The sequence below is a fragment of the Nocardia sp. NPDC055053 genome (assembly GCF_053608285.1).
On record NZ_JBSGVD010000002.1, the window covers coordinates 77,049 to 102,685 of the forward strand.

The window sequence follows — 25,637 nt, forward strand, 5'->3', positions numbered from 1 at the left end:
GGACCTGCCATGCCCGCTGTGACGGTGAACGGCGGCCGCGTCGTCTACGAGATCCTCGGCACGACAGGCCCCCCGGTGGTGCTGACGCCCGGCGGCCGGTTCGGGATGGACATTCCAGGGCTGCGGCCACTGGCCGAAGCCCTGGTCGAGCACGGGCACACCGTGCTGCTGTGGGACCGGCCCAACTGTGGCGCCTCCGACGTCCAGTTCTACGGGGTGAGCGAATCCCATATGCGGGCCGAGACGCTGGCGGGTCTGCTCACCGAGCTGGATCTGGGTCCGTGCGTGCTGGCCGGCGGGTCCGGTGGCGCCCGGGATTCGCTGCTGACCGCGATCGAGTATCCGGAGCTGGTCACCCGGCTCGTGCTGTGGAACATCGTCGGCGGGACCTACGGCCTGTTCAATCTCGGTGCGCACTACATCCTGCCGAGCCTGCAGGTGGTCCGTGGTGCCGGGATTCCCGGGCTGCTGAAACTGCGGGAGTGGCGCGAACGCGTCGCCGAGAATCCCGGCAACGAGCAGCGGCTGCTGGCCATGGACCGCGACGAGTTCGTGAAGCTGTCGTTGCGCTGGCTCAATGCCTACGTGCAGAAACCCGGCCAGACCGTGCCGGGTGTCGACGACGAGCTCTTCGACCGGATCCGGGTGCCCACCTTGATCATTCGCGGCGGCACCGGGGATCTGGATCATCCGCGGCGCACCTCGCTGGAGATCTCGTGTCTGATCGACGGCGCGGAGCTGATCGATCCGCCGTGGCCCGAGGACGCCTGGGAGCGGGCCATGGAAGATCGGGCGACCGGGCGGGTCGACCGGTTCAACCTGTTCGACACGTGGGTGCTGGCCGCACCGGCGATCGCCGAGTTCCTGGCCCGCCCATGAGTCGCCCGGCCGGATCAGCGCACCAGCAGGCGCACCTCGGCGTTCAGTGCCGCCTCGAGCGCGGTCAGCACCCGGCTCTCCGGAATCCGTGTCAGGTCGGCCGCGCGCAGGGTCACGGTGACGACGTCGAAGCCGGCGGCGCCGGCGACCCGGCCTACGTCACCGGTGAGGCCGAACCCGGCCAGCACGCCGTGCGCGTCGTCGTCGGTGCCGCGGCTGAGGAAGGTCACCGCGCCCGGTACCGGTTCGGTCCCGAACGCACGCGCGCACGCGTCGACCAGGTCGCGCACGGTGGCAGCGGGGTCGTCGGTGGCGATCTGGAATCGCAGTTCAGGGCCCGCGCTCGGTCCCGGTGGGGCGTCGGCCCGCAGCGCGCGCAGCCCGGCTGCCCGCCGCGCCGGGGTCAGCGTCCGGTCGGGGTCGACATCGATGCGTACAACCGCGGTCCTCATGTCCCCAAGCCTAACCGCGCGGACCACACCCACCTTCGTATTTGAACACCTGAAATGACTTGTGCCACAGATCATTTCGAACCACAACCCAAGGGGCGGCAACCATGAAAGTCACGGTCGATCCGCGGATCTGCGAGGCCAACGGCGTCTGTATGGGCATCGCGCCGGCGATCTTCGCCCTGGACGAGGACGACGTCCTGCACGTCGGCGATCCCGATCTGCACCCCGGCACCGAGGCCCTGATCCGCGACGCGGTCGCGCAATGCCCGCGGGCCGCGCTGTCGATCGTGGACAGCTCACGACCGCGGGCGCAGCACGATGACCGGAATCTCCCGTTCGGTCCACGACTGATAGGTGTCGAAGTCGGCGTAGATGTCCACCAGCAGCGGCCAGAGCCGGGCACGCTGCCCGGCATCGGCGACCTCAGCGCGCACCGGCAGCCGATCGCGGCGGATCTGGATGTGGGTATCGGGTTCGGCGCGCAGATTGTGGTACCACTGCGGATGTTTCGGCAGCCCGCCCTGCGAGGCGACGATCACGGTGTCCGCGCCGTCGACCAGGTAGAGCAGCGGGGTCGTGTACCACACCCCGGACTTGCGGCCCCGGTGCTCGAGCAACAGGGTGGGGACCGGTTTACGCCACCCCGCGCCGACCCGCCACAGTCCGCCGATCCTGCCACCGGTCAACCGGTAGAGCCGCACGTGCGCCTTTCCCGCGAGGGAGAAGAGCTTCGGCAACAGCGGGGAGTCGAGCTGGGCGGGCCGGGGTGGGTGGGTCATGGTTCCTCGTTCCAGGAGAAGGGGGCGGGCGTCAGCCGAGCGCGACACCGAGTTCGGTGGCGAAGGTACGGATCATGTGCTGCACGCCGATCTCGTTGCGGCCGATGATCATATGGTCGTGCTGGCCACGGCGCACCCCTTCACCGCACTGCGGCAACATGGCGAAGTCCTCGTCCCTGACCGCGGCGTGCACCTGCTGGTAGATGCTGTCGTACACCGCGCGCTGGGCGTCGTCGGCGGCGGGAATCCTGGCCATCCAGCTGTGGCGCACGGTACAGCGCGTCGGCGCGCCCGCGGGCAGCATGTCCAGGATCTCCACCCCGACCGGGCTGTTGGCCAGCACGAGGTTCGGGTAGATCCAGTAGATCACGCCCATGTTCATCAGCGGACTCCAGTCGCCGGCGGGCTCGGCGTCCAGGTTGCGGATCCAGGTGAACGGGAAGCCCATGCGGTGGTGGCGGCCGAAGGCATCGTGGATGGAGGTGTCGGCGACGGTGTTCTGCCCGATCACGCTCTCGCCGTGCACGAACGGGAAGTGGTAGCTCTCGGCGAAGGCCTCCAGCGCGCCCTTCCAGCTGACCTCGGAGACGAACTCGCGTTCGTCGTGGTACCCGTAGGAGGCGTAGTCGAGCTGCGCGAGCTCCGGCCCCATCGCGCCGAGGTGAGCATCGACATCGATCTCGCCACCCGCGGTCAGCACCGTCCAGATGAAGCCGTGCCGCTCCTGGCTGGGCAGTTCCACCAGGCCGTAGTCGCCGCGGTCCATCCCGGTGAACCCGGCCTTGCCCGGCACGCCGACGAGTTCGCCGGTATTGCGGTAGGTCCAGGCGTGATAGGGGCAAGTGAAGCGGGCGGCCTTGCCCGATCCGCAGGCGGGTTGCGCACCGCGGTGCCTGCAGTAGTTCAGCAGCACGTGCGCGGTGCCGGTCCGATCACGGGTGATCAGCAGCGAATCGCCGAGGACGGTGCGGACCACGTAGTCGTCGGGTTCGGGGATGCGGGCCGAGGGCATGACCGCCAGTGGCGTGCGGCGCAGGATCTGCGATTCCTCCACCTCGGTGATCTTCGGATCCCGGTAGTAGTGCAGCGGGACGCGCAGGGTGGATTCGGCCATGTCGGTGGTGCCGTCGAGCACCAACCGCAGGGCGCGGCGGGTCAGATCGTCGGTGAGTCCTGCGGCGGTCAGGTCGGGCCGGTGCGGCATGGGCTGTCCTTTCACGAGATCGTTCAGACCATACATATCAACTCAGATGTATGGTCTGAATCGACGAGAACCCGTGACAACGGCACTCAGCCGATAGGGTCGGCGACACACCGGTTTCCCAGGGAGGTTCGCTTGCGCAGGCATGGCTGGTCGGGCACAGTGCCGAGCACCGACGCCGAGGCGGTCGACCGCATCCTGACGGCCGCGCGGGCGGTCATAGAGCGGTCCGGCGCGGCCTTCACCATGGCCGAGATCGCCAGGGAACTGGGCGTCACCCGGCAGACGGTCTACCGCTACTTCCCCAACGCCGACGCGCTGATCGCGGCGACCGCGCTGGCCGAGACCGGGCGATTCCTCGATGTCCTTGCCGCGAAACTCGACCGCATCACCGATCCCGCCGAGGCGGTGGTGGAGGGCATCGCGTACACACTCGAGACGCTGCCGGAGGACCGCTACCTCAGCCTGCTGCTGACTCCCGGCCGCGCCAGTTCGTTCCCCGCCGAGGTCACCTCGGATACGGCGCTGGCACTGGGCCGCAGCATCCTGGAACGCTTCGCCGTCGACTGGGAGCAGGCGGGCATCACCGGCGGCCGCCTCGACGACCTTGTCGAGCACATGCTCCGCATCGTCGGATCCTTCGTGCTCGATCCAGGGCGCCCACCTCGCCGCGGCACCGAACTGCGCGACTATCTCACCATCTGGGTCGCCCCCGCGGTGCGCGGTCTGCAGCGCCCCTGACTCAGGGCCGGGGCAGGCCGAGGATGCGTTCGGCGATGATCGTGCGCTGGATCTCGGAGGTGCCGCCGGCGATGGTGCCGGCGAAGGAGCGGACGTAGCGTTCGAACCAGCCGGGGGCCGACTCCTCGAGGCTGAGCGGGCTGTAGCGGGCGGTGACGTCGGGGTGGACGAGCCCGCGCGGGCCCGCGGCGGTCAGCGCGGCGGACGCACCGGCCTGGACCGCTTCGGAGCCGAGCAGTTTCAGTACCGACAGGCCCGCGATGTCGTCCTCGCCGCGGGCGGCGCCGGCGAGTGCGCGTGAACCGAGCAGGCGCATGGCCTGGGCGTCGAGGGCGAGAGTGGCGTAGCGGTCGGCGTCGAGCGGGGTCGCCGGATGGAAGTCGGCGAGCAGGCCGTCGAGCCTGCCGGCGAAACTCAGCCAGAGCAGGGTGCGTTCGTGGCCGAGCGAGCCGTTGGCCACCTTCCAGCCCTGGTTCACCTCGCCCACGATGTTCGCCGCGGGCACCCGGACCTCGGTGCAGAACACCTCGTTGAAGTCCAGGTCGTCCGGGTCGGCCACCGAGGCGAACGGTCGCCGCTCGACGCCGGGCAGATCGGTGGGGATCAGGATGGCCGAGATGCCACGGTGTTTCGGCGCGTCCGGATCGGTGCGCACGAAGGCCAGCAGCACGTCGGCATCATGGGCACCCGAAGTCCACACCTTCTGCCCGGTGACGACGAAGTGGTCGCCGTCGCGCACGGCCCTGGTACTCAGCCCGGCCAGATCCGAGCCGGCGCCGGGCTCGCTCATGCCCAGCGCCGCGGTCAGGTCGCCGCGCAGCACCGGAATCGCCCAGCGGCGTTGCTGTTCGGCGGTGCCGAAGGTGATCAGCGAGGCGGCCACGATGCCGACGCCCTGCGGGTTGAAGTTCTCGTGGATGCCGCGCCGGGCCAGTTCCTCGCGGTGCACGTACTGCTGCACGATCCCGGCGTCGCGGCCGCCGAACTCCGGCGGATACCCCGGCACCAGCCAGCCCGCGTCGAACTGAACCCGCTGCCATCGGCGCGCCCAGTCCGGCAGGTGCGCGCTGGAGCGCGGGCGTGGCGCCGCGCCCGCGTCGGTGGGCAGGTGCTCGTCGAGGAAGGCGATCAGGTCGGCACGGAAGTCCTCCACGTCCTGGTCAAACCGCAGTCGCACGGTACTGCCTCGCGATCGTCGCCCGGTGCTCGTCGGTTCCGCCGAGCAGCATCTCCCCCGCCTTGGCCCGCTTCAGCGCGAACTGCAGGTCGTTCTCCCACGTGTAGCCCATCGCGCCGAACAGTTGCAGCCCGTGCCGGAAGACCAGTTCCTGGCACTCACCGGCGGCCGCCTTGGCCATCACCGCGGCGAGCCCGGCGCGCTCGTCGGCCTCGGCCAGCGTCAGCGCGGCCCAGTAGGTGAGCGCGCCTGCCCGCTCGACGGCGACGTGCATGTCGGCGGCCTTGTGCGCCACCGCCTGGAAAGACCCGAGGGGAGCACCGAATTGGCGGCGTTCGCGCACGTGCGCCACGACCAGGTCGAGTACGCGCCTGCAGGCGCCGACCATGGTCGCTGCCAGCCCGGTCAACGCGCTCGCACGGGCCGTCGCGACATCGGCTCCGGTGGCACTGCCTGCCGCGACCCGCACGTGGTCGAAGGTGACGGTGGCCAGGTGCAGGACCGGATCGAAGATCGCCGAGCGGCGCGTGCGCACCCGCCCCGCCTCGACCACGAAGACCCCGGCGCCGGTGACGACGGCGAGCAGTTCGGCACGATCACCGTCGAGCACCTCGGCCGAACCGTGCAGCACCCACTCGGCGCCCTCGCGCCGGGCCGCGATGCCGCCGAACACCGCGGCACCGGCCACCTCGGCGGGCGCCTGCGGCACGAGCGGCGCGAACTGGCTGGTGGTCGCCAAGTATGGCGTCGGATCGCAGGCCCGGCCCAGTTCCTCGTGCACGATGGTCAATTCGACGGCGTTCTCCCGGTCGGTCATCGCCGTCCAGCCGTGCTCGACATAGCGCTGCCACAGCGGACCGGGGTCCGCGCCCTGGTCGGCGACGGCCCGGACCAGCGTGGGCGGACAGTGTTTCGCGACCACCTCGCGCACGGTGTGCTGCCACAACCGCTGATCGTCGTCGAACTCGAGCAACATCCGACCGGACTCCTCTCCCACCCACGGTGAGAATGCCATTCTTATACTCAGGATAGTATGTACTCTTCAGATAAGAAGATGATTTCCGGACTCCGAGGAACCGCCGTGGCCTACGTCATCACCCAGAACTGCTGCAAGGACGCCTCGTGCATCGCGGCCTGCCCGGTGGACTGCATCCGCCCGAGCGAGGGCGACGACGGCACCCAGATGCTGTTCATCGACCCCGAGACCTGCATCGACTGCGGCGCGTGCGCCGACGAGTGCCCGGTCGACGCGATCTACTCCGAACACGATCTGCCGCCGGAACAGGAGCGGTTCCGTGAGCTCAATGCCGCCTATTTCCAACGGCATCCGCTCGAGATGGGTGACATCACCGCCCCCGCGCAGCGGGCCGCCGTCACGCCAGGCGCCCTGCGGGTCGCGATCGTCGGTGCCGGTCCAGCGGCCTGCTACGCCGCCACCGAGTTGCTCGGCATCGACGGCATCGAGGTCGACATGTTCGACCGGCTACCCACGCCCTACGGTCTGGTCCGCTTCGGGGTCGCGCCGGATCATCAGCGCACCAAATCGGTGGTCCGGGTGTTCGACAACGCTTTTCGCACCGAGCGTTTCGGCTGCCATCTCGCGGTGGAGATCGGCGCCGCGCTGACCCACCGGGACCTGCTGGACCATCATCACGCCGTGATCTACGCCGTCGGCGCCCCGGACAGCCGCGAGCTCGGTATCCCCGGCGAGCAGCTGTCCGGGCATCACGCCGCCGCCGATTTCGTCGGCTGGTACAACGGGCATCCCGACCACGCCGCCCACCGATTCGACCTGACGACCCGGCGGGCGGTCCTGATCGGCAACGGCAATGTCGCCCTCGATGTCGCCCGGATGCTGCTGGCCGATCCGGCCACGCTGGCCGCGACCGACATCGCCGACCACGCGCTGACAGCCTTGTCGGAGCGGCACATCGAGGAGGTGGTGATCCTCGGCAGGCGCGGGCCGCGCGAGGCGGCCTTCTCCGTCGGAGAGTTCGGCGCGCTCGGTCATCTCGACGGGATCGATATCGTGATCGAGGGCGGGGACCTGGCACCGGATCCCGACGACGACGTCGAGACCGCGGCGAAACTGGAGCTGGCCCGCGAGTACGCCGACCGCCCGCCGACGCCGGGCAGCAAGCGCATCGTCTTCCGATTCCATGCCGCACCCACCGCCTTGGTCGGCACCGAGCATGTCGAAGCGCTGCGGGTGAGCGGCGATCCGGAGCCGATCGAGACCGCCCTCGTCTTCCGCTCGATCGGCTATCGCGGCCGGCCGGTCGACGGCCTGCCCTACGACGCGCGCACCGGCACCGTCCCGCACCGGGCGGGCCGGGTGGTCGACACCGACGGCGCCGCGGTGCCAGGGGTATACGTGACCGGCTGGATCAAGCGCGGGCCGCGCGGTGTCATCGGCACCAACCGGAGCTGCGCCGCCGAGACTGTCGCGGGCCTGCTGGCCGATCACGCGAACGGCGAGCTGGATCGCCCGGTCGCGGATCGCCTGGCCCTGCTGGCAACGATGTCCGACCGGGGACTGACGCCGGTGGACTGGCCGGGCTGGCGCGCCATCGATGCCGCCGAGCGGGACCGCGGCGCGGCACGGTCCCGCCCACGGGTCAAGCTCGTCTCGGTCGCCGAACTCCTCGACACCGCGCGCCGCCGACCACAGCTGCTGGCCTGACTATTCGCGGGCGCGCCACACCGTGACGACGAGCGAGGCGAGATCGAGAGCCGGACTGAGCCCGACCTTGCCCGCGGCCGCGCTCTCCTGGAAGGCCTGGACGACCTTGTCCGGGTCGTCGTCGAGTTCGTAGACGGCCAGGTAGCTCTGCCCGGCGGAACCGGCACCCGGCAGCTGGGCGGGCACCCGCCCGTACCGTTCACCGGCCACCACGCCGGGGACCGCGAGCACCTCACCGAGGTGCACGGTGTCGTACCACTCGTTGAATTCGGTCTCCTGACCTGCCACCGGATTCGAGAACACGAGCATCTTCGATCGGGCCATCGCTGTTCCCCTTCAAGGGTCGAGAATTGAAATTTTGAACTGAGAGAACCAGCGTCTCATAGGGAGTTGATCATGACCAGTGGCACCGACCGCCGGGTACTCGTCCTCACCGGCGCGGGTGATCGGTCGTTCTGCTCCGAGATGCCCGCTGAGCTGGTCAGCCCGTCGGGAGCAGGCGCTGCCACTGCCCGGCGGGCGGCTCGGCGAGATCGCCCTGCCGGTACAGCTTGCCGTCGGGACCGACGTAGTTGCCGGTCCGCGGATCGTATTCGGCCAGACCTGCCCCGATTCCCGGCGGCACGGCATTGGACGGCCGATCGCCCGGCGGCGGCACCGGCCGGGTATCCGAGGGCACCCCCTGCTCCTCGAGGCCCGGATCACGGGGATAGGGACCGGTTTCCGGCTGGGTGGCGGCCAGCGGGACGTACTCCTCGTCGCTGTTGCACAGCGCCGCCGTCGCCGCCCGCTTCCCCGGGCGCGCGGCACACGGGATGTTGCGGGCGCCGCGGACCGCGATATCGGAGTCCTGGGGCAGCTTGCAGTACATGCCGTCGGGGGTGTCGATGGTCTCGGTGTCCTCCGGTGACCGCCAGAGCGCGGGCGGCAGGAAGCCGACGGTGCAGGTCACCGGATCGGACAGATTGCCGAAGCGGAAGTCACCCAGGCCGAGGCCCGAGGCGTTGCGGGAGGGCTGGACCGCCTGGATCATCGAGATCGCCGGTGGCAGCAGGACCAGGATCTGCTCGAGGCCGGCGTTGTAGGTCACGGCGAGCTGCCCGATCGTGGTGAGATTCGCCAGCAGCACCGGCAGCGTCAGCTCGACGGACCCGAACAGCGCGCCGACCTCGTTCGCGAAGCCAGGCCCGGTCTGCAGCAGCGAGCGGACCTGCGGATCGTCGGCGACGAGTTGTCCGGTGACACCGGCCAGGCTGCGCGTCCACACTTGGACGGCATCGGTGGTGCGGGCCTGCGCGTCCAGCAGCGGCACACTGTCGGTGATCAGCGTCGCGGTCGAATCCGACACGGAGTTCAGGCTTTCGGTGATGGTCGCGGCCGAGGCGAGCAGCGAGTCCAGCTCGGGTCCCGCCCCGTTGACACCCTGGAACAACCGGTCGAGCAGGTCGTGCAGCCGGTCGACGGGAACGGTTCCGACCAGGGCGCTGAGCCGGTCCAGCATCGGACCGACCTGCTGGGGCACGGTGGCGTCGGCGGCGGTGATCACCGACCCGTCCCGCAGGTAGGGCCCGGCGTCGGTGCGCGGCCGCAGATCGACGTACTGCTCCCCCACCGCCGAGACACTGCGCACCTGCGCCTCGAGATCCGCCGGAATCGGCCGCCCGGCATCCACGGTCATGGTCGCCCTGACCCCGGTCGCGGTCAGCTCCACGGCGGTGACCTCGCCGACCTGCACGCCGCGATAGGTGACATTGCCGAACCGGTACAGGCCACCGGATTCGGGCAGCTCGAGGTAGACGGTGTGCGTACCGACCCCCAGCAGCGCGGGCAGGCGCACGTACACCGTCAGCAGCACCGTCGCCCCGATCACCGACAGCACCGCGAAGATCACCAACTGGGCGCGGACGAGTCTCGACAGCAGCATCAGCGTTCTCCCGGAACAGGTTCGACGCCGACCCCGAGCGGATCGGTCGTCGGCCTGGCATAGCCCGGATCGCCGACGGCCGCCTGCACGACGGCGGTCGGGTCGCCCCACGGTGTGCCGAGCAGCAGTTCCCGGCGCAACCGCGGCACGGTGAGGTCGACCGTGGCGTGCAGATTGAGATAGTCGCCGCGCACCGCGCGATCGATCACCGACTGCCCGTAGGGGTACACCGTGGCGTAGGCCAGCGCGGCGTCGATGTTCGGGCCGACGTCGGCGAGCGCGCGCAGGGTCGGTTCGAGATTGCGCAGGTTGGCCACCAGATCCGACCGTACCTCGGTCACCACGGAATTCGCGGTGTCGCCGAAGACCCGCAGCCGGTCCAGCGCGGTGGTCAGGGCTGGTCGTTCGGCCAGCAGGACGTCGAGGGCGGCGGGCAGTTCCCGCAGTGCGCCGGTGAGCACGTCGCGCTGACCGGCGAAGGTAGCCGAGAGCCGTTCCAGTCCGCGCAGGGCGGCGACGATGTCGTCGCGCTGGTTCGCCAGCGTGCCCATGACGGTGTCGAGCCGGGTGAGCAGCGTGCCGATCTGCTGCTGACGGCCGTCGAAGGCGTCACCGAGACCGGAGACGATGTCGTCGAGCTGACCGAGCCCGCCACCGTTGAGCACCACCGACAGCGAGGCCAGGGTCTGCTCGGTCGACGGATAGGTCGAGGCCTGGTCGAGCCCGATCGTGCTGCCCGGCGCCAGCGCACCGGCGGGGGCGACACCGTCGGGGATGCCGAGGGCGAGATGGCTCGACCCGAGCAGACTGGTCTGGCCGATCGTTGCGACCGCGTTGCCCGGCACGGTGGTTTCGGGGCGGATGTCGACGTCGACCACGGCGTGCCAACCGGCCAGCCGGATCCGGCGCACGCTGCCGACCACCACATCGTCGACGAGCACCGGCGAATTGGCCACCAGTGTCCCGGCATCGGCGATCTCGATCGACAGTGTCACCGACCCGGGCCCGCCCTCGGCGCCGGGCAGTGGCAGCGAATTCACGCCCTGCCAGCCACAGCCGGTGAGCGACAGCAGGACGGTCGTGGCGGCCAGCGCGCTGATCTTCTTGCGCCCGTCTGTGATTCGCGTCCGTGTGGTCATCGGGGTCCTCCCGGGAACAGGATGTCGGCCAGCGTCGGCAGCGGCGACGACGGCGGCGCGGGCGTTCCGACGGCCTCCGGCACGAGGTCGGGCTCGGTGTAGATCAGGTTCTCCGGCCGGGCGGCCGGGCTGAGCAGCGGAGTGATCGGGATCGGCAGATTGTTCAGCTCGGCGGTGTTCAGCAGGGGCAGGACCGGGCCGAGGTACTGGTGACATTTCCGGGCCGATTCCGCCGAGGTGGTGTTCTCGATGGCCGCGATCGCCGAGCACACCAGCTGCACCGGATTCGAGAAGTTGTTGAGCCCGAAGACGCCCGCTTCCGTACCGGTGTCCGGGTTGTAGATGTTGTAGAAGTTGGCCATGCTCGTCGGGAAGATGTGCAGCAACTGCTCGAGATCGTCGCGATGGTCCACGAGGTTCTGGGTGACGTTCACCAGTCCCCGCAACTGCTGTCCGGCCCGGTCGCGGTTGTCGCGGACGAAGCGCTGCACCTCGGTGACCGCGTGCGCGAGTTCGGTCAGGGCGGAGTCCAGGGCTGTGCGGCTGTCGTCTAGCACGCTGGTCAGCGAGGCCAGCCGGTTCTGGAATTCGACGACCTGGACATTGCTGTCGCGCAGCGCGGTGACGAAACGCTGGAGATTCTGGATGATCCCGACGATGTCGCCGCTGCCGTCGGCGAGGATCCGCCCGATCCCGGACAGCTCGGTGAGTGCCTGGCGCAGGGTGTCGCCGTTGCCCGCCATCGCGTTCGCCGCGCTGTCGACGAACTGCCCGAGCGAACTGGACGAGACCTCGCTGCCGGGGCCCAGATCGGTGGCCAGGCGGGTGAGCTGGGTCTTGATCTCGTCCCATTCGACCGGTACCGCGGTGCGCTCCAGGGGGATCGTCGCGCCGTGGGCCAGCTGTGGGCCGGTGTCGCGGTAGGCGGGGGTGAGCTGCACGTAGCGGGAGTCGACGAGGCTCTGCGCAATGATCACCGCGCGCGCGGCGGCGGGGACGGGCACCGCGCGGTCGACTTCGAGGACGAGTTCGGTGGTGGTGCCGTGCGGTTCGATCGACACGATCGAGCCCACCTTCACCCCGGACACGCGGACGTCGTCGCCGGGGTAGATCGCGGTGGCGGAGGTGAACACCGCCCGAATCGTGTACGGCCCGAACAGCTCTCGCCAGCCGGCCAGGGCACCCGCGAGCAGCGCCACGGCCACGGCCAGCGCGACACCGCCGCGCAGGAGCCACCGGCGGGTCATCGGGGGGCCGCCGGCGTCGGCACCGGGAACTGGCTCTGCGGTTGCACACCGAAGGCCTGATCGATGAAGGGCTGGAGCAGATGACCGTCGAGCAGGTTCACCACGAACGCGTTGTAGAACGGGCCGCCGGAGACCGCTTCGCCCTGTGTCAGGGATACTTTCGCCAGGCCGGGCAGCGCGGCGGCGATAGTGTCGCGATTCTGCTCGAGCATGGCCGTGATCGAGTTGAGCCGGTCCAGCGTCGGCGCGAGTTCGGCCTCGTTGTCGGCCACCACGCCCGACAGCTGGGCGGCCACGGCCGCGACGTTCGCCAGCAGGTCCACGATCGCCTGCCGTCGTTGCGCGAGCACCTGCAGCAGCGAATTCGCGTCCAGCAGCATGGTGTTCAGCCTGCTGCCGCGTTCGCCGATGATGCCCGAGACCTCGGCGGTGGCGGCCAGCAGGCCGCGCAGCGACTGGTCGCGGCTGTTGACCGACCGGGACACCTCGGTGAGCCCGGTCAGTGCCGGGCCGAGGTGTGGCGCGATCTGGTCGAGGGTCTGTGAGAGCAGGGTCAGGGATCGGTCCAGGGCGGCGGTGTCGATCTCGCGCACGTTGGTGGTCAGGTCGCCCACGGCGTCGGTCAGCGAATAGGGCGAGGAGGTCCGCTCCACCGGGATCACCCGGTACGGTCGCAGGGTGTGCTCGCCGCGCGAGGTGAGTTCCAGTATTCGCTGGCCGAGCAGGGAACCGGTTTTGATCCTGGCCTCGGTGTCGGCGCCGAGCACGATGTCGTCCTGGACGGCGAAGTCGACGCGGGCGTTTCCGTCGTCGAGGCGCACCCCGACGACCCGGCCGACGGTGACCCCGGACAGGACCACCTCGTCACCCACCGTCAGCCCGCCTGCCTCCTCGAAGACCGCGCCGTAGCGGACGGTGGTCGCCAGCAGGATGAACTGCTGGGACTGCAGACCGATGGCGATCACGCACACGGCCAGCGCGAGGCCGACCAGGCCCGGCCGCGCCAGGTGCGCACCGCGATACTGCGCCATACTCACGGGCTGCACCGTCCTGTCGTCTGTTCGATCCACGGCATGACGAGCACCTCGCCGTTCGCGTCGGTCACCCGGACGGTGATCGCGCAGATGTAGTACTGGATGAAGTTGCCGTAGGCGCCGGTGCGCACGAGTTTGCGGAAGTTCTCCGGCGCGCGCCGCAGGGCGGCGTCGAGGGTGGCTTTGTCGTCGTCGACCAGCGGCGCCAGCCGGGCCAGTTCGTTCACCGTGCCCGCCAACGGCGTTCGCGCCTGCCCCAGCAGATCAGCGACCGAGGCGGTGCCGCGATCCAGTGCGTCGATGGCGGCACCGATCGGTTCCCGTTCGCGCGCCAGTTCGGTGGTGAGGCTCTGCAGGCGATCGAGAGTGCCCGCGAACTGGCCGCCTTGGTCGGCCAGGGTGGTCATCACCGTGTTCAGGTGGTCGATGAGCTGCTCGACCACGGCGTTGTTCCGCGCCAGGGTCGTGGTGAACGCCGCGGTCCCGGCGGTCAGCGAGTTCACGGTGCCCTCCCTGCCCTGCACGATCTCGAGCAGCGACCAGGTCAGCGCGTTGACCTCCTGGGCGCTGAGGCCCTGCACGACCGGCTTCAGCCCGCCGAGCAGCAGGTCGAGATCCAGTGCGCCCGCGGTGCGTTCGCGGGGGATCTCCGCGCCGGGACCGAGCCGCTCGTGCACGCCTGCGGCGTCGGTCAGTTCCAGGTAGCGATCGCCGACGAGATTCAGGTAGCGCACCGCGGCGGTGGTGCCGGTGCTCAGGTGGAGGGTGGTGTCGGCGTCGAAGCCGACCCGCACGGTGTGGTCGGCGAGCAGTTCGATGCTGTGCACGCTGCCCACCCGCACGCCCGCGACCCGCACCGAGTCGCCGGTGCGCAGCCGCGACACGTCGGTGAACAGCGCGGTGTACCGGTCGGTGTCGCCGCCGCGGTACTGCCCGAACACCACCACCAGGAAGCCCGACAGCACCACCATCACGGCCGCGAAGATCCCGAATTTCACCAGTGGCGCGTTGCGGCGGCTCATCGCGCACCGCCGAACAGCAGCTGGGACAGGTTGTCCACGTTGAGGATCACCGATTCGTTGCCGCGCGCGAACGGGTTGGCGCCGATATCGGCCACCACGAACGGTGGCTTCTCCTCGTAGCCGACCGGCAGCACCGAGCACTGCGACCCACCGGTCGCGGCGACCTTGGGCAGGTTCTCCGGATACCGGTACGGGTCGATGCCCCACAGGAAGTTCGCCGAGAGACCGAGGCCGGGGACGTCGACGGGCTCGGAGTGGGCGAGCAGGCCGAAGCCGTCGAGCGAACAGAACAGCGCCGCACGGTATTCGCTGGTGAGCGCGGTGGTGGGCACCAGCAGATCCAGGGACCGGGCCAGCGCCGGGGCATTGGTGTCCAGTACCCGGTTGCCGGTGTCGGCGAACCCGATCAGCGAGACCAGCAGGGCGTCGAGATTGCGTTGCTCGTCGATCAGCGTGCGGCTGATCGCGGTGGCGTTGCGCGCCGTATCCACCAGTGCGCCCGCGGAATTCGCATAGGCGTCCAGCACCGGTGGCGCCAGGGCGAGATCGGTGCGCAGGGCGGGCAGTGCCGGTTCGAGCGTCGCCAGGAACTGTTCGAGATCACCCAGCATCGCGCCGACCTCGGCGCCGCGTCCCCTGGTCGCGGTGGCGATCGCGCCGAGGGTCGCGTTCAGTTTCGCCGGTTCGACGGCCGCCAGCACCGTGGTCAATTGTTCGAAGACGGTGTTGATCTCGACCGTCACCCGATCGGCCGTGAGCACCTGACCGGCCCGCAGCGACCCCGCCACCGACCGCTCGGGCGGACTCAGCTGCACGTACTTGGCGCCGAACACCGTGGTCGAGGCGATGGCGACCCGCACGTCCGCGGGGATCAGAGCGAGGGCATCGGTGTCGACCGCCAGTTCCAGTGCCGCGGTGCCGTCGGGTCGCTCCCTGATGGTGGTGACCCGCCCGACGGTGACCCCGCGCATCTTCACATCGGCGTCCGGGTTCAGCACCAGTCCCGCGCGGTGCGCGATCACGGTCACCACCGCGGTGCCGGCGAGTCCGCCGCGGAACAACACGAAGCTGCCCGCCAGCACCGCACAGCCGCAGCCGATCGCGATCAGCCCGGCGACGACCCGGCCCAGGGTGCGTAGCATCGGCCCTCCCTAACCCGTGAGATCGAAGTTGCCGTCGGCGCCGTAGACGGCCAACGAGACCAGCAGCGTCACCGAGACGACCGCGATCAGCGAGGTGCGCACCGCGTTGCCCACCGCCAGACCGACACCGGCCGGACCGCCCGCGGCGTGGAAACCGAAGTAGGTGTGGATGATCAGCACCGTCAACGCCATCAGCAGCGCCTGCGCGAACGACCACGCCAGGTCGGCGGGGTTGAGGAAGGTCGTGAAGTAGTGGTCGTAGAGACCGGGTGACTGGCCGAGCAGGAACACCGTGGTGAACCGGCTCGCGACGAACGAGGCGACCACCGCGAGCGCGTACAGCGGGGTGATGGCGATCATCCCGGCCACGATCCGCGTACCCACCAGATACGAGACCGGTTCGATCGCCATGGATTCCAGCGCGTCGATCTCCTCGTTGACGCGCATCGCCCCCAGTTGCGCGGTGGTCCCGGCGCCGAAGGTCGCCGCCAGCCCGATCCCGGCCACCACCGGCGCGGAGATCCGAACATTGATGAAGGCGGCCAGGAATCCGGTGAGCGCCTCGATCCCGATGTCGCCGAGGGAGCTGTAGCCCTGCACCGCCAGGGTGCCGCCGGTGGCCAGGGTCAGGAACCCGACGATCACGACCGTGCCGCCGAAGACCGCGAGCGCGCCGGCGCCCATGCTGATCTCGGCGATGAGCCGGACGGTCTCGCGCCGGTGATGGATCGCCGCGAAAGGCGCGTACACCAGTGCTTTCAGGGAGAAGATGGCGTAGTCGCCGATCCTGGCCAGGCTCAGGAACGGTCGTGCGATCAGTGTCATACGTCCCCCTCGCTCATCGCCCGGTCAGCTGGATCCCGACCGCGGTGACGACGACATTGATGACGAACAGCGACATGAACGCGTAGACCACCGTCTCGTTCACCGCATTGCCCACCGCCTTGGCGCCACCGGTCACGATCAGCCCGCGATAGCAGGCAACCAGCCCGGCGACGAAGCCGAACAGCAGCGCCTTCACCGCGGAGATCAGCAGTTCCCCGAGCCCGGTCAGCAGCGTGATGCCCGCGGCGAACGCGCCGGGATTCACGTCCTGGACGAAGACCGAGAACGTGTAGCCGCCGAGGATCCCGATCAGGCAGACCAGGCTGTTGAGCAGCAGCGCGACCAGCCCGGAGGCGAGCATGCGCGGGGTCACCAACCGCTGGACCGGATCGATGCCGAGTACCTGCATGGCGTCGATCTCCTCGCGGATGGTGCGCGAGCCGAGGTCGGCGCACATGGCGGTGGCCCCGGAGCCCGCCACGATCAGCACCGTCACCATCGGCCCCACCTGGGTCACCGCGCCGAAAGCCGCGCCGGCGCCGCTCAGATCGGCGGCACCGAGTTCGCGCAGCAGGATATTGAGGGTGAAACTCACCAGGACGGTGAACGGGATCGCCACCAGCACCGTCGGCAGCATCGACACCCGGACGATGAACCAGGCCTGCTCGACGAACTCGCGCGCCTGGAACGGCCGCCGGAAGGCGAAACGCACCGCGTCGGCCGACATCGCGAACAACCCGCCCACCGCGGTCAGCGGTCCGGCCGCGCGCGCGGCCATCGCGCGGCCCCAGCGGGAGGTCCCGGGAGTCATCGGGGGTCCGGCGTGTCCGGCCCGGCGGCGGAGCACACCGGATAGTCCAGGCGCTGGTCCTCGACCGGACACAGCGAGATCGCCAGATGCTGTAGCGCCACCACGGTCCGCACCAGCACCAGCTGGACCCACCGGTCGCGCACGAGGCGCGGGGTGACCGTGCCGGCACGCATGTCAGTCGCTCGCAGGCAACGGCTCGGCGCCCTTGAGCGCCAGCCGGACCGTGCCGATGCTCAGCGCGCCTGCCCCGGGTTTGGTCACCAGGACCTCGGCGCCGGAGCCGTCGACGTAGCGCTTGCCGAGCACGTTCCCGTCGGCGAAGTCGGCGTCGAGGCCGACCCCGGCGGCGACGGCTGTCCCCAGCGGCACCATCGGCACGCCACCGGCGCGCAGATCGTCGAGACTGTCGGCCGGACGGACCACGATGACCTCGGTGTCACAGACCTGACTGCGTAGCCTCGTCCCGCTGGTGACCATTGTTCGACCTCCCTACCCGTGCCGACCTGCGATATCGGCATTCTTATTTGGCGAGAATAACATATTCACTTTCTGCTCAAACTGATTCTGATAATGTCGTCCGTACTGCTGGAGCAGGCGTGAGGTGTTGACCCGATCGATCGAAAGCGGACGCGACACAATGGAACTCGACGAGCACGGCACCGACACCCTGCACCTCGAGGCGCTGGAAGCCGAACAGGAGGCGATCGCCGCCGACGCGGTCGCCGAGGCCGCCCGCGCCAGGGCCCGCGCGGCCCGGTTACGCCGCCGCGCCGCCACCACCGACCGAGCCCCGGTCGTCACACCGCCCGACGATCCGCCCGCGGAGCCCGAGCCGGAGGACCCACCGGCCACCGAGCCACCGGCCCCGCAAGCTCCGACCCACCGACGACGGCGCCGAATGCTCACGGCGGCAGCCACTCTCGTGCTGATCTCCGCCGTTGTGGCGAGCGGCTATCTCACCTGGCACCACCAGCGGACAGCCGGTGAAGCCGACCGGATCGCGGAGTTCGCCGCTGCCGCCGAGCACGGTGTCGTCGCGCTGACCTCGCTCGATTTCAGCCACGCCGATCAGGACGTGCGCCGTGTGCTCGACCTCTCGACCGGCGCCTTCCGCAGCGACTTCGAGGGCAGAGCAACGGATTTCACCACCGTGATCGAGCAGTCGAAGGTCGCCACCGCGGGCCGGGTGACCGCCGCGGCCGTGGAATCCATGACCGGGGATACCGCGGTGGTGCTCGTCGCGGCCACCTCCCAGGTCACCAATTCCGCGGGCGCCCAACAGGAACCGCGCACGTGGCGCCTGAGTGTCACGGTGACCCGTGACGGCGGTCAGCTCAAGATGTCGAAGGTCGAGTTCGTCCCATGAGCACCGATTTCCCGGCACCCCGGCAGCAGTCCGGCCGCAGCCGGTTCATCGCCGGAGCACGCGGCGCCCTCGGCCTGCTCCGCGCCGAAGCGCGCATCGCGGCACTGCTCGCGCTGACCACCGTGGCGGCGATCGTGGCCGTGGTCCTGTGGTCGGTGCAGTACCGTCCGGACAGTGCCGTGGACACCTCGGCACAGCGGGCCGCGGTCGAGGCTGCCACGACCGGAACCGTCGCGCTGCTCTCCTACAAGCCGGACACGGTCGACCAGGACTTCGCCTCCGCCAGAACTCATCTCACCGGTGATTTCCTGGCCTACTACAGCCAGTTCACCCAGCAGGTCGTCGCGCCGGCGGCCAAGGAGAAGGCGGTGTCCACCGCCGCGGCCGTCGTGCGCGCGGCGGCCGCGGAGATCGGCCCCGAGCGGGCGGTGGTCCTGGTGTTCGTCAACCAGACCACCACCAGCGCCGAGAAGCCCGATCCGTCGATCACGGCGAGCAGTGTCCGGGTCACCCTGACCAGAGTCGACACGCACTGGCGCATCTCCTCGTTCGAACCCGTCTGACACGGGCGGCTACCGAAAGGCTCTGCCGTGGAACCGGATACCTTGTACCGCAGCGCGATACGACCGACCCCACGCCGCTACACGGTGGTCGTGTGGTCCGCAGGCCGGCTCGCGCGCCACCTCGCGGCCGCGGTCGGCGAGCACCCGGGCCTGGACCTGCTGGCCGTCCGCACCGACCCCCATCCGGGCGCGGCCGCGCACGGCGAGCAGACCGCCACCCTGCGCACCACCGAGGACGTGCTGACCCTCGCCCCGGACTGCGTGCTCTACATGCCGCGGGTGCTCGACACCGACACGGTGTGCCGGATGCTGATGGCCGGGATCAATGTGATCACCACCCGCAGCGACCTGCACCATCCCGACAGCATGGAGCGCACGCTGTGCGCCCGCCTGGAATCCGCCTGCTGGGCGGGCCGCGCCTCGCTGCACAGCACCGGCGTCAGCCCGGGCTCCGTGACCGAGCTGATGCCGATCACGATCGGCGCGGTGCAACGCCGCGTCGACACCGTGACGATCGAGGAGTACACCGATCTCACCCACAGCGACCCGGCCGCACCGCTGCCCGGCATCGCCGGCTGCAGGCAGCCACGCCACGGTCCCGCGCGTCGTCTACCGGGCGACCTGGTACCGCGTGCCGGACCTCGACCCCGCGTGGCCGCTCGAACACAACGGCTGGCGCGCCACACTCACCGGCGACAGCGGGCCCGTCGAGATCACCGTGCGCACGCCCGCCCCCGAACGGTCACCCGCCGGGCTCTCCCCCGCGCACACCGCCCAGCACGCGGCCCACACGATCCCGGCCCTGTGCACGGCACCGCCCGGTATCCGCACCAGCCTCGACCTGCCGCCGTCGGCGGTGACCACCGGCTGATCCCCCGCCGGGTGGTCACCGCCCGACGCGGGTCGCGTCCGCCCTGGCGACGATCCGGCGGGCGTGACTCAGGATAGGGGCGTCGACCATCCGGCCGTCGACCGCGAAGACGCCCCGGGAATGCTCCGCCGCGGCCAGCACGCGCCGCGCCCATTCCATCTCGTCCGCCTCGGGGCGGAAGGCGTCGGCGATGACCGGAACCTGGGTGGGGTGCAGGGCGACCTTGATGTCGTAGCCGGAGGCGACGGCGTCCTCCGCTTCGGCGGCCAGTCCGCCGAGATCGGGGATGTCGAGGTAGACACCGTCGACGGCGAGTTTGCCCTGCGCCTTGGCCGCGACGAGTGTCGTCGCGCGCAAGTGCCGGGCGACATCACGGTAGGTCCCGTCGGCCCGCCGCGACGCGCTGCCGCCCAGGGCGGCGACCAGGTCCTCGGCACCCCACATCACCGCGACCACACCCGGGGATCCGGCGATCTCGTCGACCCGCCGCAGACCGGCCGGGGTCTCGACCAGCGCGATGATGTCGTATCCGTCCAGAACCGGAGGCAGGTCACCGGTTTCGGCCTTCGGGAGCATGAGCACGCGGTAGGGCGTCCGCTCGAGCAGCCGCAGGTCGAGGTCGACCTGCGGTGAATCGAGGGGGTTGATCCGGATGACCGTGCGCGCCGGATCGAGGCGGCTGCCCCGGATCGCCTCGCGTGCCACGGCTTTCGCGTCCGCACCGACACCGTCTTCCAGATCCAGGATCACGACGTCGGCGCAGGCCGCCGCCTTGGCGAACCGTTCGGGCCGGTCCGCCGGGCAGAACAGCCACACGGGCCCGGCTGGTTCCCATCGATCGACTTCGGCAGATCGTTCCATGGATCAGACGATAACGTCATTCTCGCTGCTATAGCAACGCTTTTCAATCAGTTTTCCCAGCATCGCGCAGAAATTCGTGGATATAGTGGAAATATCATTCTCACGCGATCGAGAGATACGGAACGATCATGCGCACTCGAATCGATCCCCGCGATGTCACCGGACGTTCGGGCCCACCCCGCAGCCACCGTCGCCCGACCGCCACCCCCGCCGAGGCGGCCACACCACGGGCACGCGTGCTGGTGCGCCAGGCACTCGACTTCTTCGAGCGGTGCCCGGCGTGCGACTACCCCGCCGAGGCCACCGAGACCGTCGTCGTCCTCGCGGACGGACGCGTCGCCACCACCCTACTGCCGACGTGCGGGCTGCCGTGTGGCTGGCACGGAACGCCGCGTCCGCGCAACGCCGCCGGCGAGCAGGCCAGGACCGAAGCCCCCGCTCCGGTCGCTCAGCGGCCGCTCACCGCGGGCGTGGCGACACCGATCCGCAGCGTCACCCGATCCTGATAGAAGGCCACATGGCCCTGCAGCCGCGCCACCTGCGGGGCCGGATCCTCATAGCTCCAGACCACCGGTTCACCACCGTCGCCCTCGAAGCGCCAGTAGGTCGCCTCGCCCTTGAACGGACAGGTGCTGGTGAACCCCTCCGCACGCGACAGCGGCACGCGGACATCGGCGCGCGGCACATAGAAGACCAGGCCGTGGTCCTGTTCGTCGACCAGCAGGGTCCTGATCGATTCCGCGAGCAGCGCGCCGTCGAGCTGCACGGTGACGAGATTGCGGCGGAGATGGATGTCGACCCGATAGTCGGGGCGCTCGAGGAATCCTCGGTGTGCGGTCATCGGTGTCCTCACTCCTCAGAGCCGGGCCGCGGCGGGCACGGCGACGTCGTCGACACGCAGGTCGCGGATCATCGCCTCCTGCGTGAAGGAGGCGAGCAGCCTGCCGTCCTCGGTGTGCACCAGGCCGCGCACGCACGACATGCCGGCACCGACCTGAATGCTCTCGTGGGAATACAGTAGCCAGCCGCGCCAGTCCGCCGGTTCGTGGAATCGCACAGCGACCGTCAGTACCGCCGTCGACAGGGTGTGATGCGCTTGGGCGGTACCGATTCCGGGATGCGCGCGCAAGGTGGTGGAGACCGACAGATGTCCGGTGAAGTGGGCCAGTAGCGCCTTGGCCAGGTCGTCGCGCACGGGCACCGGGTCGTAGCGCAGCCAGGCGTGCAGTTCGGGCGGGCCGACCTCGCCGGGATCGTTGACGTCGGCGACCCCGACGACGCGCAGCTCCCGGCCGGTCATCGGCATGTCCGCGGGCAGCGCCGCCGCGGGCGCCGCCACCGCGGGGCGGGGAACGTGGTGGCGCACGACATCGGGCGCCGGCACATCAGCGAGCACCGAGACGGTGGCGCATCGCCTGCCCGCCTGCTCGACCGAGACCACCGCGGCGGCCGTGCTCCGGCCGCGATGGGTCACCTCGACCGCGAACCGCACCGGGACGGCGGGGTCGACCGCACGGGTGAACACCGCGTGCGCGGAGCGAAGTACCTTCTCCGGCAGCGTCTTCGCGGTCGCGACCAGCGCTTGGGCCAGCAGCTGGGTGCCGTCCACCACCTGGCGCGATCCGCCGTCGCTGACGCCGGTGAAACAGTCAGGGCCGTCGGGTGCGACATCGAAGATGCGCAGCATCCGCGCCACCGACGACGTCTCCTGCTCGGGCGTGATCGTCATAATGCCCCCTCGGCTGTTCCGGTTATTCGGCGAGAATGTCATTCTTGCAATACGGTAATGGATACTCCATACAGTCGCCAGACGCGAACGGAGGCACCCTGTGTCGATCCGCCAGGACCCACCCCACGGCGCCAAGAGCAGCCGCGCTGAGCAGCCGGCATGGAAGCAGCGCGCCGTCGAGCGGTCACTGCGCACCGCGACCCAGCGGGCAGGCGAACGGGTACAGCGCTTCCTCGACGCCGCCCAGGCCATCATCACCGAGCGGGGCACCACCGACTTCACGGTGCAGGAGGTCGTCGACCGCTCGCGGCAATCGCTGCGCAGTTTCTACCTGCAGTTCGACGGCAAGCACGAGCTGCTGCTAGCTCTCTACGAGGACGCCGTCGGCAGGACGACGACACAGATCAGGGCAGCCACCGCGAGCCGCACCGATCCGCTCGAAAAGCTGCGCACCGCAGTGGTATTGCTGTTCCAGCTGTGCCGCCCCGACCCCGACGCGCACCGGCCGCTGTTCGCGGAATTCGCGCCGCAGCTCACCGGATCCGATCCGGCCGAGGTGCGCTCGGCGCACGCCGCGCTGTTCACGATGTTCGCCGAATTGATGACCGAGGCGGGCGACGCCGCCCGCCTGCGCGGCGACCTGCACCCGCGCCGGATGGCCGCCATGACGATGCACATGGCCATGACCCCTGGCGCCTCGGTGGGCGAGGGACGGCCGCTCACCGCCGAGGAGATCTGGACCTTCTGCGCGCGTGGCATCACCGCACCGACCGAATGAGAGAACAGCTATGCCTGACATGTGGAACGACCTGCTCGCCTGCCTCGACCTGAAACCGGTGGTCGGCATCGACACCATCGCACTGGAAGGCGGGAACCAGACCCTCCCGTATCACCGGGTCTTCGGCGGCCAGGTCCTCGGACAGCTGATGGTGGCGGCCCAGCTCTCCTTTCCGGACAGGGCGGTGAAGTCGCTGCACACCGCGTTCCCGCGGGAAGGGCGCTCCGACACCCCGATTCGGTATTTCGTGGACACGCTGCACGAGGGCCGCTCCTTCGCCACCGCCTCGATCCGCGCGTGCCAGGGCGAACAGGTGATCGCGACAGCCCTTGCCTCCCTGCATGTTCCCGAGGAAGGGGCGCAGCGCCAGAGCCTGCCCGAGGCCGGTCCACTGCTCGGTCCCGAGCATCGGGTGGAGATGCCGCTGCTGCCCTGGGAGGCGCGCGCGGCCGACGACCTCGACAGCACCGAGGTCGCGTCGCCGGACTACACCCTGTGGATGCGCACTCCCCCGATCGAACCGGAGCTGGGCGCGGCGCTCACCGCGTACGCCACCGATCTCACGCTGATCGGCACCGCGCTGCGCGCCGAGGCGGGAATCAGCCACACCGGCAACGGCACCGACTTCCTGTCCGCGGTCACCACCCACACCCTGTGGTTCCACCGGCCCGTCCGCAGCGACGTCTGGCAGGTCCTGCGCCAGCACAGCCCGATCCTGGCGGGCGGCCGCATCTTCGGCCGCGGCGACATCCTCACCGAGGACGGACAGCTGGTGGCCTCCTACGCGCAGGAAGCGATGTTCCGGCCGCGGTCGTGAATGTCGCCGCCCGGGCCGTCACCGGCCCGGGCCCGCCGGTCACTGTCCGCTGTACTCGGCGACCAGGTCGCGCCGCAGGATCTTCCCGGTCGGGGTGGCGGGCAGCGAGTCCCGGAAGACGACCCGGTCCGGGGTGCGCGAGCCACGCAGGCCCGCGCGGGCGAAACCGCGCAGCTCCTCCGGGTCCGGCGCGTGGTCGCCGCCGGGCACGACGACAGCCACGATGATCTGGCCCCACTGCACGTCGTCGACGCCGATCACCGCGACCTCACGGACCTGCGGATGCTCCACCAGCACGTCCTCGATCTCGGCGGGCGCGATGTTCTCGCCGCCGCGGATGATGGTGTCGTCGGAACGGCCACCGAGGTACAGGAATCCGTCGCTGTCGAGCAGGGCCACGTCCCTGGTCGGGAACCAGCCGTTCGCGTCGAGGACCGAGCCGATGCCGGTGTAGCGGCCCGACACCTGCGCCCCGCGCACATAGAGCTCACCGGTCACACCGGGAGGCAGCACGGTGCCGTGCTCGTCGCGGATCTGCAGTTCGATGCCGGGGACGGGAGTACCGACCGACCCCAGCCTGCGGGCCAGCGCCGGGTCGTCGGCGGCCAGGGCCGCGCGGTGCTCCTCGGGCCCGAGAACCGCGATGGTGGAACTGGTTTCGGTCAGGCCGTAGGCATTGACGAAGCCGACCTCGGGTAGCAGCCGCAGGGCGGTCCGCAGCAGCGGCAGGGCGACCTTGGAGCCGCCGTAGGCGAGGGTCCGCAGCGAGGGCAGCGTCGCGCCGGTGCGCTCGAGCTCGGCGACGATGCGGGCGAGCATGGTCGGCACGACGGTGGCCGTTGTCACCGATTCCCGGCGCACCGCGGCGATCCAGCCTGCCGCGTCGAAGTTCCGCAGGTACACCACTTTCCGGCCCGCGTACAGGTGCGACATGGCGGCGCCGATGCCCGCGACATGGTAGGGCGGCACGCACACCAGCGCCGCGTCCCGCGGTGCGGCGGCGGCGAATTCGATGGTGCCGGTGATGTAGCTGAACAGGTTGTTGTGGGTCAGCTCGACGGCTTTGGGCGTCGAGGTGGTCCCCGAGGTGAACAGCACGACCGCCACCTGGTCGGGGTCCGCGTCCACCGTGGCGGGTTCGGCGGCTGTGGCCTGTGCCAGGAACTCCGCCGAGCGCACCACGGCGACACCGGGGACCTCGCGCGCGACGATGTCGCGGTACTCGTCGTCGCAGACCAGCAGCGGCGTGTCCAGCCGGGCGACGAGCGCACCGAGCGCCGCGGCGCCGAGGCGGTAGTTCAACGGCGTGAACGGCACCGCCGCGCCGGCGGCCGCGAACAGCAGCAGCGGCAGCAGATGCCCGCCGGTGCCCACATAGGCGAGGCTGCGGGCCCCGGAGCCGGTCAGCACCGCGGCGCCGCCCCCGACCAGGCCGCTCAATTCGGCTGCCGTCCACTGCGTTTCGCCGCAGGCCACCGCACAGCGGTCCGGGTCGCTCGACGTCGCCATGTCCAGCAGCAGCGAAATGCTCATGTCGCACCCTCTCCACGCGCACCGTCCGACGGCATGCCGATGTCCGTCGCCGCAAACAGTGCT

The 25,637-nt window shown here is 70.0% G+C and carries 29 protein-coding genes and 1 pseudogene; 10 read left to right on the forward strand and 20 right to left on the reverse strand.

Translation table 11 applies throughout. The features are described from left to right. The first annotated feature begins 9 nt into the window (after nt 1-9). On the forward strand, nt 10-879 hold the full coding sequence (locus ACWF82_RS02270; protein WP_452497120.1) for an alpha/beta fold hydrolase: 870 nt from the start codon (nt 10-12) through the stop codon (nt 877-879). A 14-nt stretch (nt 880-893) separates the two neighbouring features. Here ACWF82_RS02270 and ACWF82_RS02275 read toward each other — a convergent pair whose 3' ends face one another. Continuing rightward, nucleotides 894-1,331, reverse strand: a complete 438-nt coding sequence (locus tag ACWF82_RS02275) for a hypothetical protein (RefSeq protein ID WP_452497122.1) — start codon at nt 1,329-1,331, stop codon at nt 894-896. 104 nt (nt 1,332-1,435) lie between these two features. Here ACWF82_RS02275 and ACWF82_RS02280 point away from each other — a divergent pair. Then, nucleotides 1,436-1,612: pseudogene (locus ACWF82_RS02280) on the forward strand (ferredoxin); the annotation flags it as partial. A 15-nt stretch (nt 1,613-1,627) separates the two neighbouring features. Here the strand turns inward: ACWF82_RS02280 and ACWF82_RS02285 are convergent. Together ACWF82_RS02285 and ACWF82_RS02290 are read right to left on the reverse strand one after the other, a co-directional pair. Further along, nucleotides 1,628-2,110: a nitroreductase family deazaflavin-dependent oxidoreductase gene (locus ACWF82_RS02285; RefSeq protein ID WP_452497123.1), complete on the reverse strand. Its 483-nt coding sequence runs from the start codon at nt 2,108-2,110 to the stop codon at nt 1,628-1,630. A 31-nt stretch (nt 2,111-2,141) separates the two neighbouring features. After that, nucleotides 2,142-3,314, reverse strand: coding sequence for an aromatic ring-hydroxylating oxygenase subunit alpha (locus tag ACWF82_RS02290; protein ID WP_452497125.1), 1,173 nt, complete (start codon nt 3,312-3,314; stop codon nt 2,142-2,144). Nucleotides 3,315-3,446: 132 nt separating this feature from the next. Between ACWF82_RS02290 and ACWF82_RS02295 the strand changes: the two genes are divergently transcribed. Continuing rightward, entirely contained in the window at nt 3,447-4,052 is a 606-nt protein-coding gene (locus ACWF82_RS02295; RefSeq protein ID WP_452497127.1) for a TetR/AcrR family transcriptional regulator, read from the forward strand. 1 nt (nt 4,053) lies between these two features. Here the strand turns inward: ACWF82_RS02295 and ACWF82_RS02300 are convergent, their stop codons facing one another. Together ACWF82_RS02300 and ACWF82_RS02305 are read right to left on the reverse strand one after the other, a co-directional pair. Further along, entirely contained in the window at nt 4,054-5,229 is a 1,176-nt protein-coding gene (locus ACWF82_RS02300; RefSeq protein ID WP_452497129.1) for an acyl-CoA dehydrogenase family protein, read from the reverse strand. Beyond that, a complete protein-coding gene (locus ACWF82_RS02305; protein ID WP_452497131.1) occupies nt 5,213-6,205 on the reverse strand; it encodes an acyl-CoA dehydrogenase family protein in 993 nt (330 codons plus the stop codon). The genes ACWF82_RS02300 and ACWF82_RS02305 overlap by 17 nt, the downstream gene beginning before the upstream one ends. Nucleotides 6,206-6,310: 105 nt before the next feature. On the opposite strand from ACWF82_RS02305, the gene ACWF82_RS02310 reads away from it, so the two are divergent. Continuing rightward, nucleotides 6,311-7,912, forward strand: coding sequence for an FAD-dependent oxidoreductase (locus ACWF82_RS02310; RefSeq protein ID WP_452497132.1), 1,602 nt, complete (start codon nt 6,311-6,313; stop codon nt 7,910-7,912). Here ACWF82_RS02310 and ACWF82_RS02315 read toward each other — a convergent pair whose 3' ends face one another. The 11 genes from ACWF82_RS02315 to ACWF82_RS02365 all read right to left on the reverse strand — a co-directional run bounded on the left by ACWF82_RS02315 (nt 7,913) and on the right by ACWF82_RS02365 (nt 17,533). Beyond that, complete coding sequence (locus ACWF82_RS02315) at nt 7,913-8,236, reverse strand: hypothetical protein (protein WP_452497134.1); 324 nt, start codon at nt 8,234-8,236, stop codon at nt 7,913-7,915. 157 nt (nt 8,237-8,393) lie between these two features. Further along, a complete protein-coding gene (locus tag ACWF82_RS02320; protein WP_452497136.1) occupies nt 8,394-9,836 on the reverse strand; it encodes an MCE family protein in 1,443 nt (480 codons plus the stop codon). Further along, complete coding sequence (locus tag ACWF82_RS02325; RefSeq protein ID WP_452497138.1) at nt 9,836-10,975, reverse strand: MCE family protein; 1,140 nt, start codon at nt 10,973-10,975, stop codon at nt 9,836-9,838. Before ACWF82_RS02325 ends, ACWF82_RS02320 begins: the two co-directional genes overlap by 1 nt. Continuing rightward, nucleotides 10,972-12,222, reverse strand: a complete 1,251-nt coding sequence (locus tag ACWF82_RS02330) for an MCE family protein (protein WP_452497140.1) — start codon at nt 12,220-12,222, stop codon at nt 10,972-10,974. Before ACWF82_RS02330 ends, ACWF82_RS02325 begins: the two co-directional genes overlap by 4 nt. Next, the gene (locus ACWF82_RS02335) at nt 12,219-13,253 is read right to left on the reverse strand and encodes an MCE family protein (RefSeq protein ID WP_452497702.1); all 1,035 of its coding nucleotides are present in this window, start codon (nt 13,251-13,253) and stop codon (nt 12,219-12,221) included. The genes ACWF82_RS02330 and ACWF82_RS02335 overlap by 4 nt, the downstream gene beginning before the upstream one ends. 2 nt (nt 13,254-13,255) lie before the next feature. Beyond that, on the reverse strand, nt 13,256-14,278 hold the full coding sequence (locus ACWF82_RS02340) for an MCE family protein (protein ID WP_452497142.1): 1,023 nt from the start codon (nt 14,276-14,278) through the stop codon (nt 13,256-13,258). Continuing rightward, nucleotides 14,275-15,420 (reverse strand): MCE family protein, encoded by a 1,146-nt coding sequence (locus ACWF82_RS02345; protein WP_452497144.1) that lies wholly within the window; start codon nt 15,418-15,420, stop codon nt 14,275-14,277. Before ACWF82_RS02345 ends, ACWF82_RS02340 begins: the two co-directional genes overlap by 4 nt. A 9-nt stretch (nt 15,421-15,429) precedes the next feature. Continuing rightward, entirely contained in the window at nt 15,430-16,245 is an 816-nt protein-coding gene (locus tag ACWF82_RS02350) for an MlaE family ABC transporter permease (RefSeq protein ID WP_452497146.1), read from the reverse strand. Between the two features lie 13 nt (nt 16,246-16,258). Next, the gene (locus ACWF82_RS02355) at nt 16,259-17,056 is read right to left on the reverse strand and encodes an MlaE family ABC transporter permease (RefSeq protein WP_452497148.1); all 798 of its coding nucleotides are present in this window, start codon (nt 17,054-17,056) and stop codon (nt 16,259-16,261) included. Then, complete coding sequence (locus ACWF82_RS02360) at nt 17,053-17,229, reverse strand: hypothetical protein (protein WP_452497150.1); 177 nt, start codon at nt 17,227-17,229, stop codon at nt 17,053-17,055. Before ACWF82_RS02360 ends, ACWF82_RS02355 begins: the two co-directional genes overlap by 4 nt. 1 nt (nt 17,230) lies before the next feature. Next, complete coding sequence (locus ACWF82_RS02365) at nt 17,231-17,533, reverse strand: hypothetical protein (RefSeq protein ID WP_452497151.1); 303 nt, start codon at nt 17,531-17,533, stop codon at nt 17,231-17,233. 160 nt (nt 17,534-17,693) lie between these two features. Between ACWF82_RS02365 and ACWF82_RS02370 the strand changes: the two genes are divergently transcribed. The 3 genes from ACWF82_RS02370 to ACWF82_RS02380 are packed head-to-tail and all read left to right on the forward strand — an operon-like array spanning nt 17,694 to nt 19,933. Then, nucleotides 17,694-18,422, forward strand: a complete 729-nt coding sequence (locus tag ACWF82_RS02370) for a hypothetical protein (protein WP_452497153.1) — start codon at nt 17,694-17,696, stop codon at nt 18,420-18,422. Then, a complete protein-coding gene (locus ACWF82_RS02375) occupies nt 18,419-18,985 on the forward strand; it encodes a twin-arginine translocation pathway signal (RefSeq protein ID WP_452497155.1) in 567 nt (188 codons plus the stop codon). Before ACWF82_RS02370 ends, ACWF82_RS02375 begins: the two co-directional genes overlap by 4 nt. A 27-nt stretch (nt 18,986-19,012) precedes the next feature. Continuing rightward, a complete protein-coding gene (locus ACWF82_RS02380; RefSeq protein WP_452497157.1) occupies nt 19,013-19,933 on the forward strand; it encodes a hypothetical protein in 921 nt (306 codons plus the stop codon). Here the strand turns inward: ACWF82_RS02380 and ACWF82_RS02385 are convergent. Further along, nucleotides 19,872-20,717 (reverse strand): HpcH/HpaI aldolase/citrate lyase family protein, encoded by an 846-nt coding sequence (locus ACWF82_RS02385; RefSeq protein ID WP_452497159.1) that lies wholly within the window; start codon nt 20,715-20,717, stop codon nt 19,872-19,874. The two genes, ACWF82_RS02380 and ACWF82_RS02385, sit on opposite strands and share 62 nt — an antisense overlap. A 128-nt stretch (nt 20,718-20,845) precedes the next feature. Here ACWF82_RS02385 and ACWF82_RS02390 point away from each other — a divergent pair, with 128 nt between their 5' ends. Then, nucleotides 20,846-21,223 (forward strand): hypothetical protein, encoded by a 378-nt coding sequence (locus tag ACWF82_RS02390; RefSeq protein ID WP_452497160.1) that lies wholly within the window; start codon nt 20,846-20,848, stop codon nt 21,221-21,223. Here ACWF82_RS02390 and ACWF82_RS02395 read toward each other — a convergent pair. Then, a complete protein-coding gene (locus ACWF82_RS02395; RefSeq protein ID WP_452497162.1) occupies nt 21,166-21,558 on the reverse strand; it encodes a DUF427 domain-containing protein in 393 nt (130 codons plus the stop codon). The two genes, ACWF82_RS02390 and ACWF82_RS02395, sit on opposite strands and share 58 nt — an antisense overlap. A 15-nt stretch (nt 21,559-21,573) precedes the next feature. Then, complete coding sequence (locus ACWF82_RS02400) at nt 21,574-22,446, reverse strand: acyl-CoA thioesterase (protein ID WP_452497164.1); 873 nt, start codon at nt 22,444-22,446, stop codon at nt 21,574-21,576. A gap of 100 nt (nt 22,447-22,546) precedes the next feature. Between ACWF82_RS02400 and ACWF82_RS02405 the strand changes: the two genes are divergently transcribed. Next, nucleotides 22,547-23,224 carry a TetR/AcrR family transcriptional regulator gene (locus ACWF82_RS02405; RefSeq protein WP_452497166.1) on the forward strand — a complete coding sequence of 226 codons (678 nt, stop codon included), beginning with the start codon at nt 22,547-22,549 and terminating at the stop codon, nt 23,222-23,224. Nucleotides 23,225-23,234: 10 nt separating this feature from the next. Continuing rightward, the gene (locus tag ACWF82_RS02410) at nt 23,235-24,041 is read left to right on the forward strand and encodes an acyl-CoA thioesterase (protein ID WP_452497168.1); all 807 of its coding nucleotides are present in this window, start codon (nt 23,235-23,237) and stop codon (nt 24,039-24,041) included. Nucleotides 24,042-24,080: 39 nt separating this feature from the next. Here ACWF82_RS02410 and ACWF82_RS02415 read toward each other — a convergent pair whose 3' ends face one another. Next, the gene (locus ACWF82_RS02415; RefSeq protein ID WP_452497170.1) at nt 24,081-25,574 is read right to left on the reverse strand and encodes a class I adenylate-forming enzyme family protein; all 1,494 of its coding nucleotides are present in this window, start codon (nt 25,572-25,574) and stop codon (nt 24,081-24,083) included. Between the last annotated feature and the right edge of the window lie 63 nt (nt 25,575-25,637).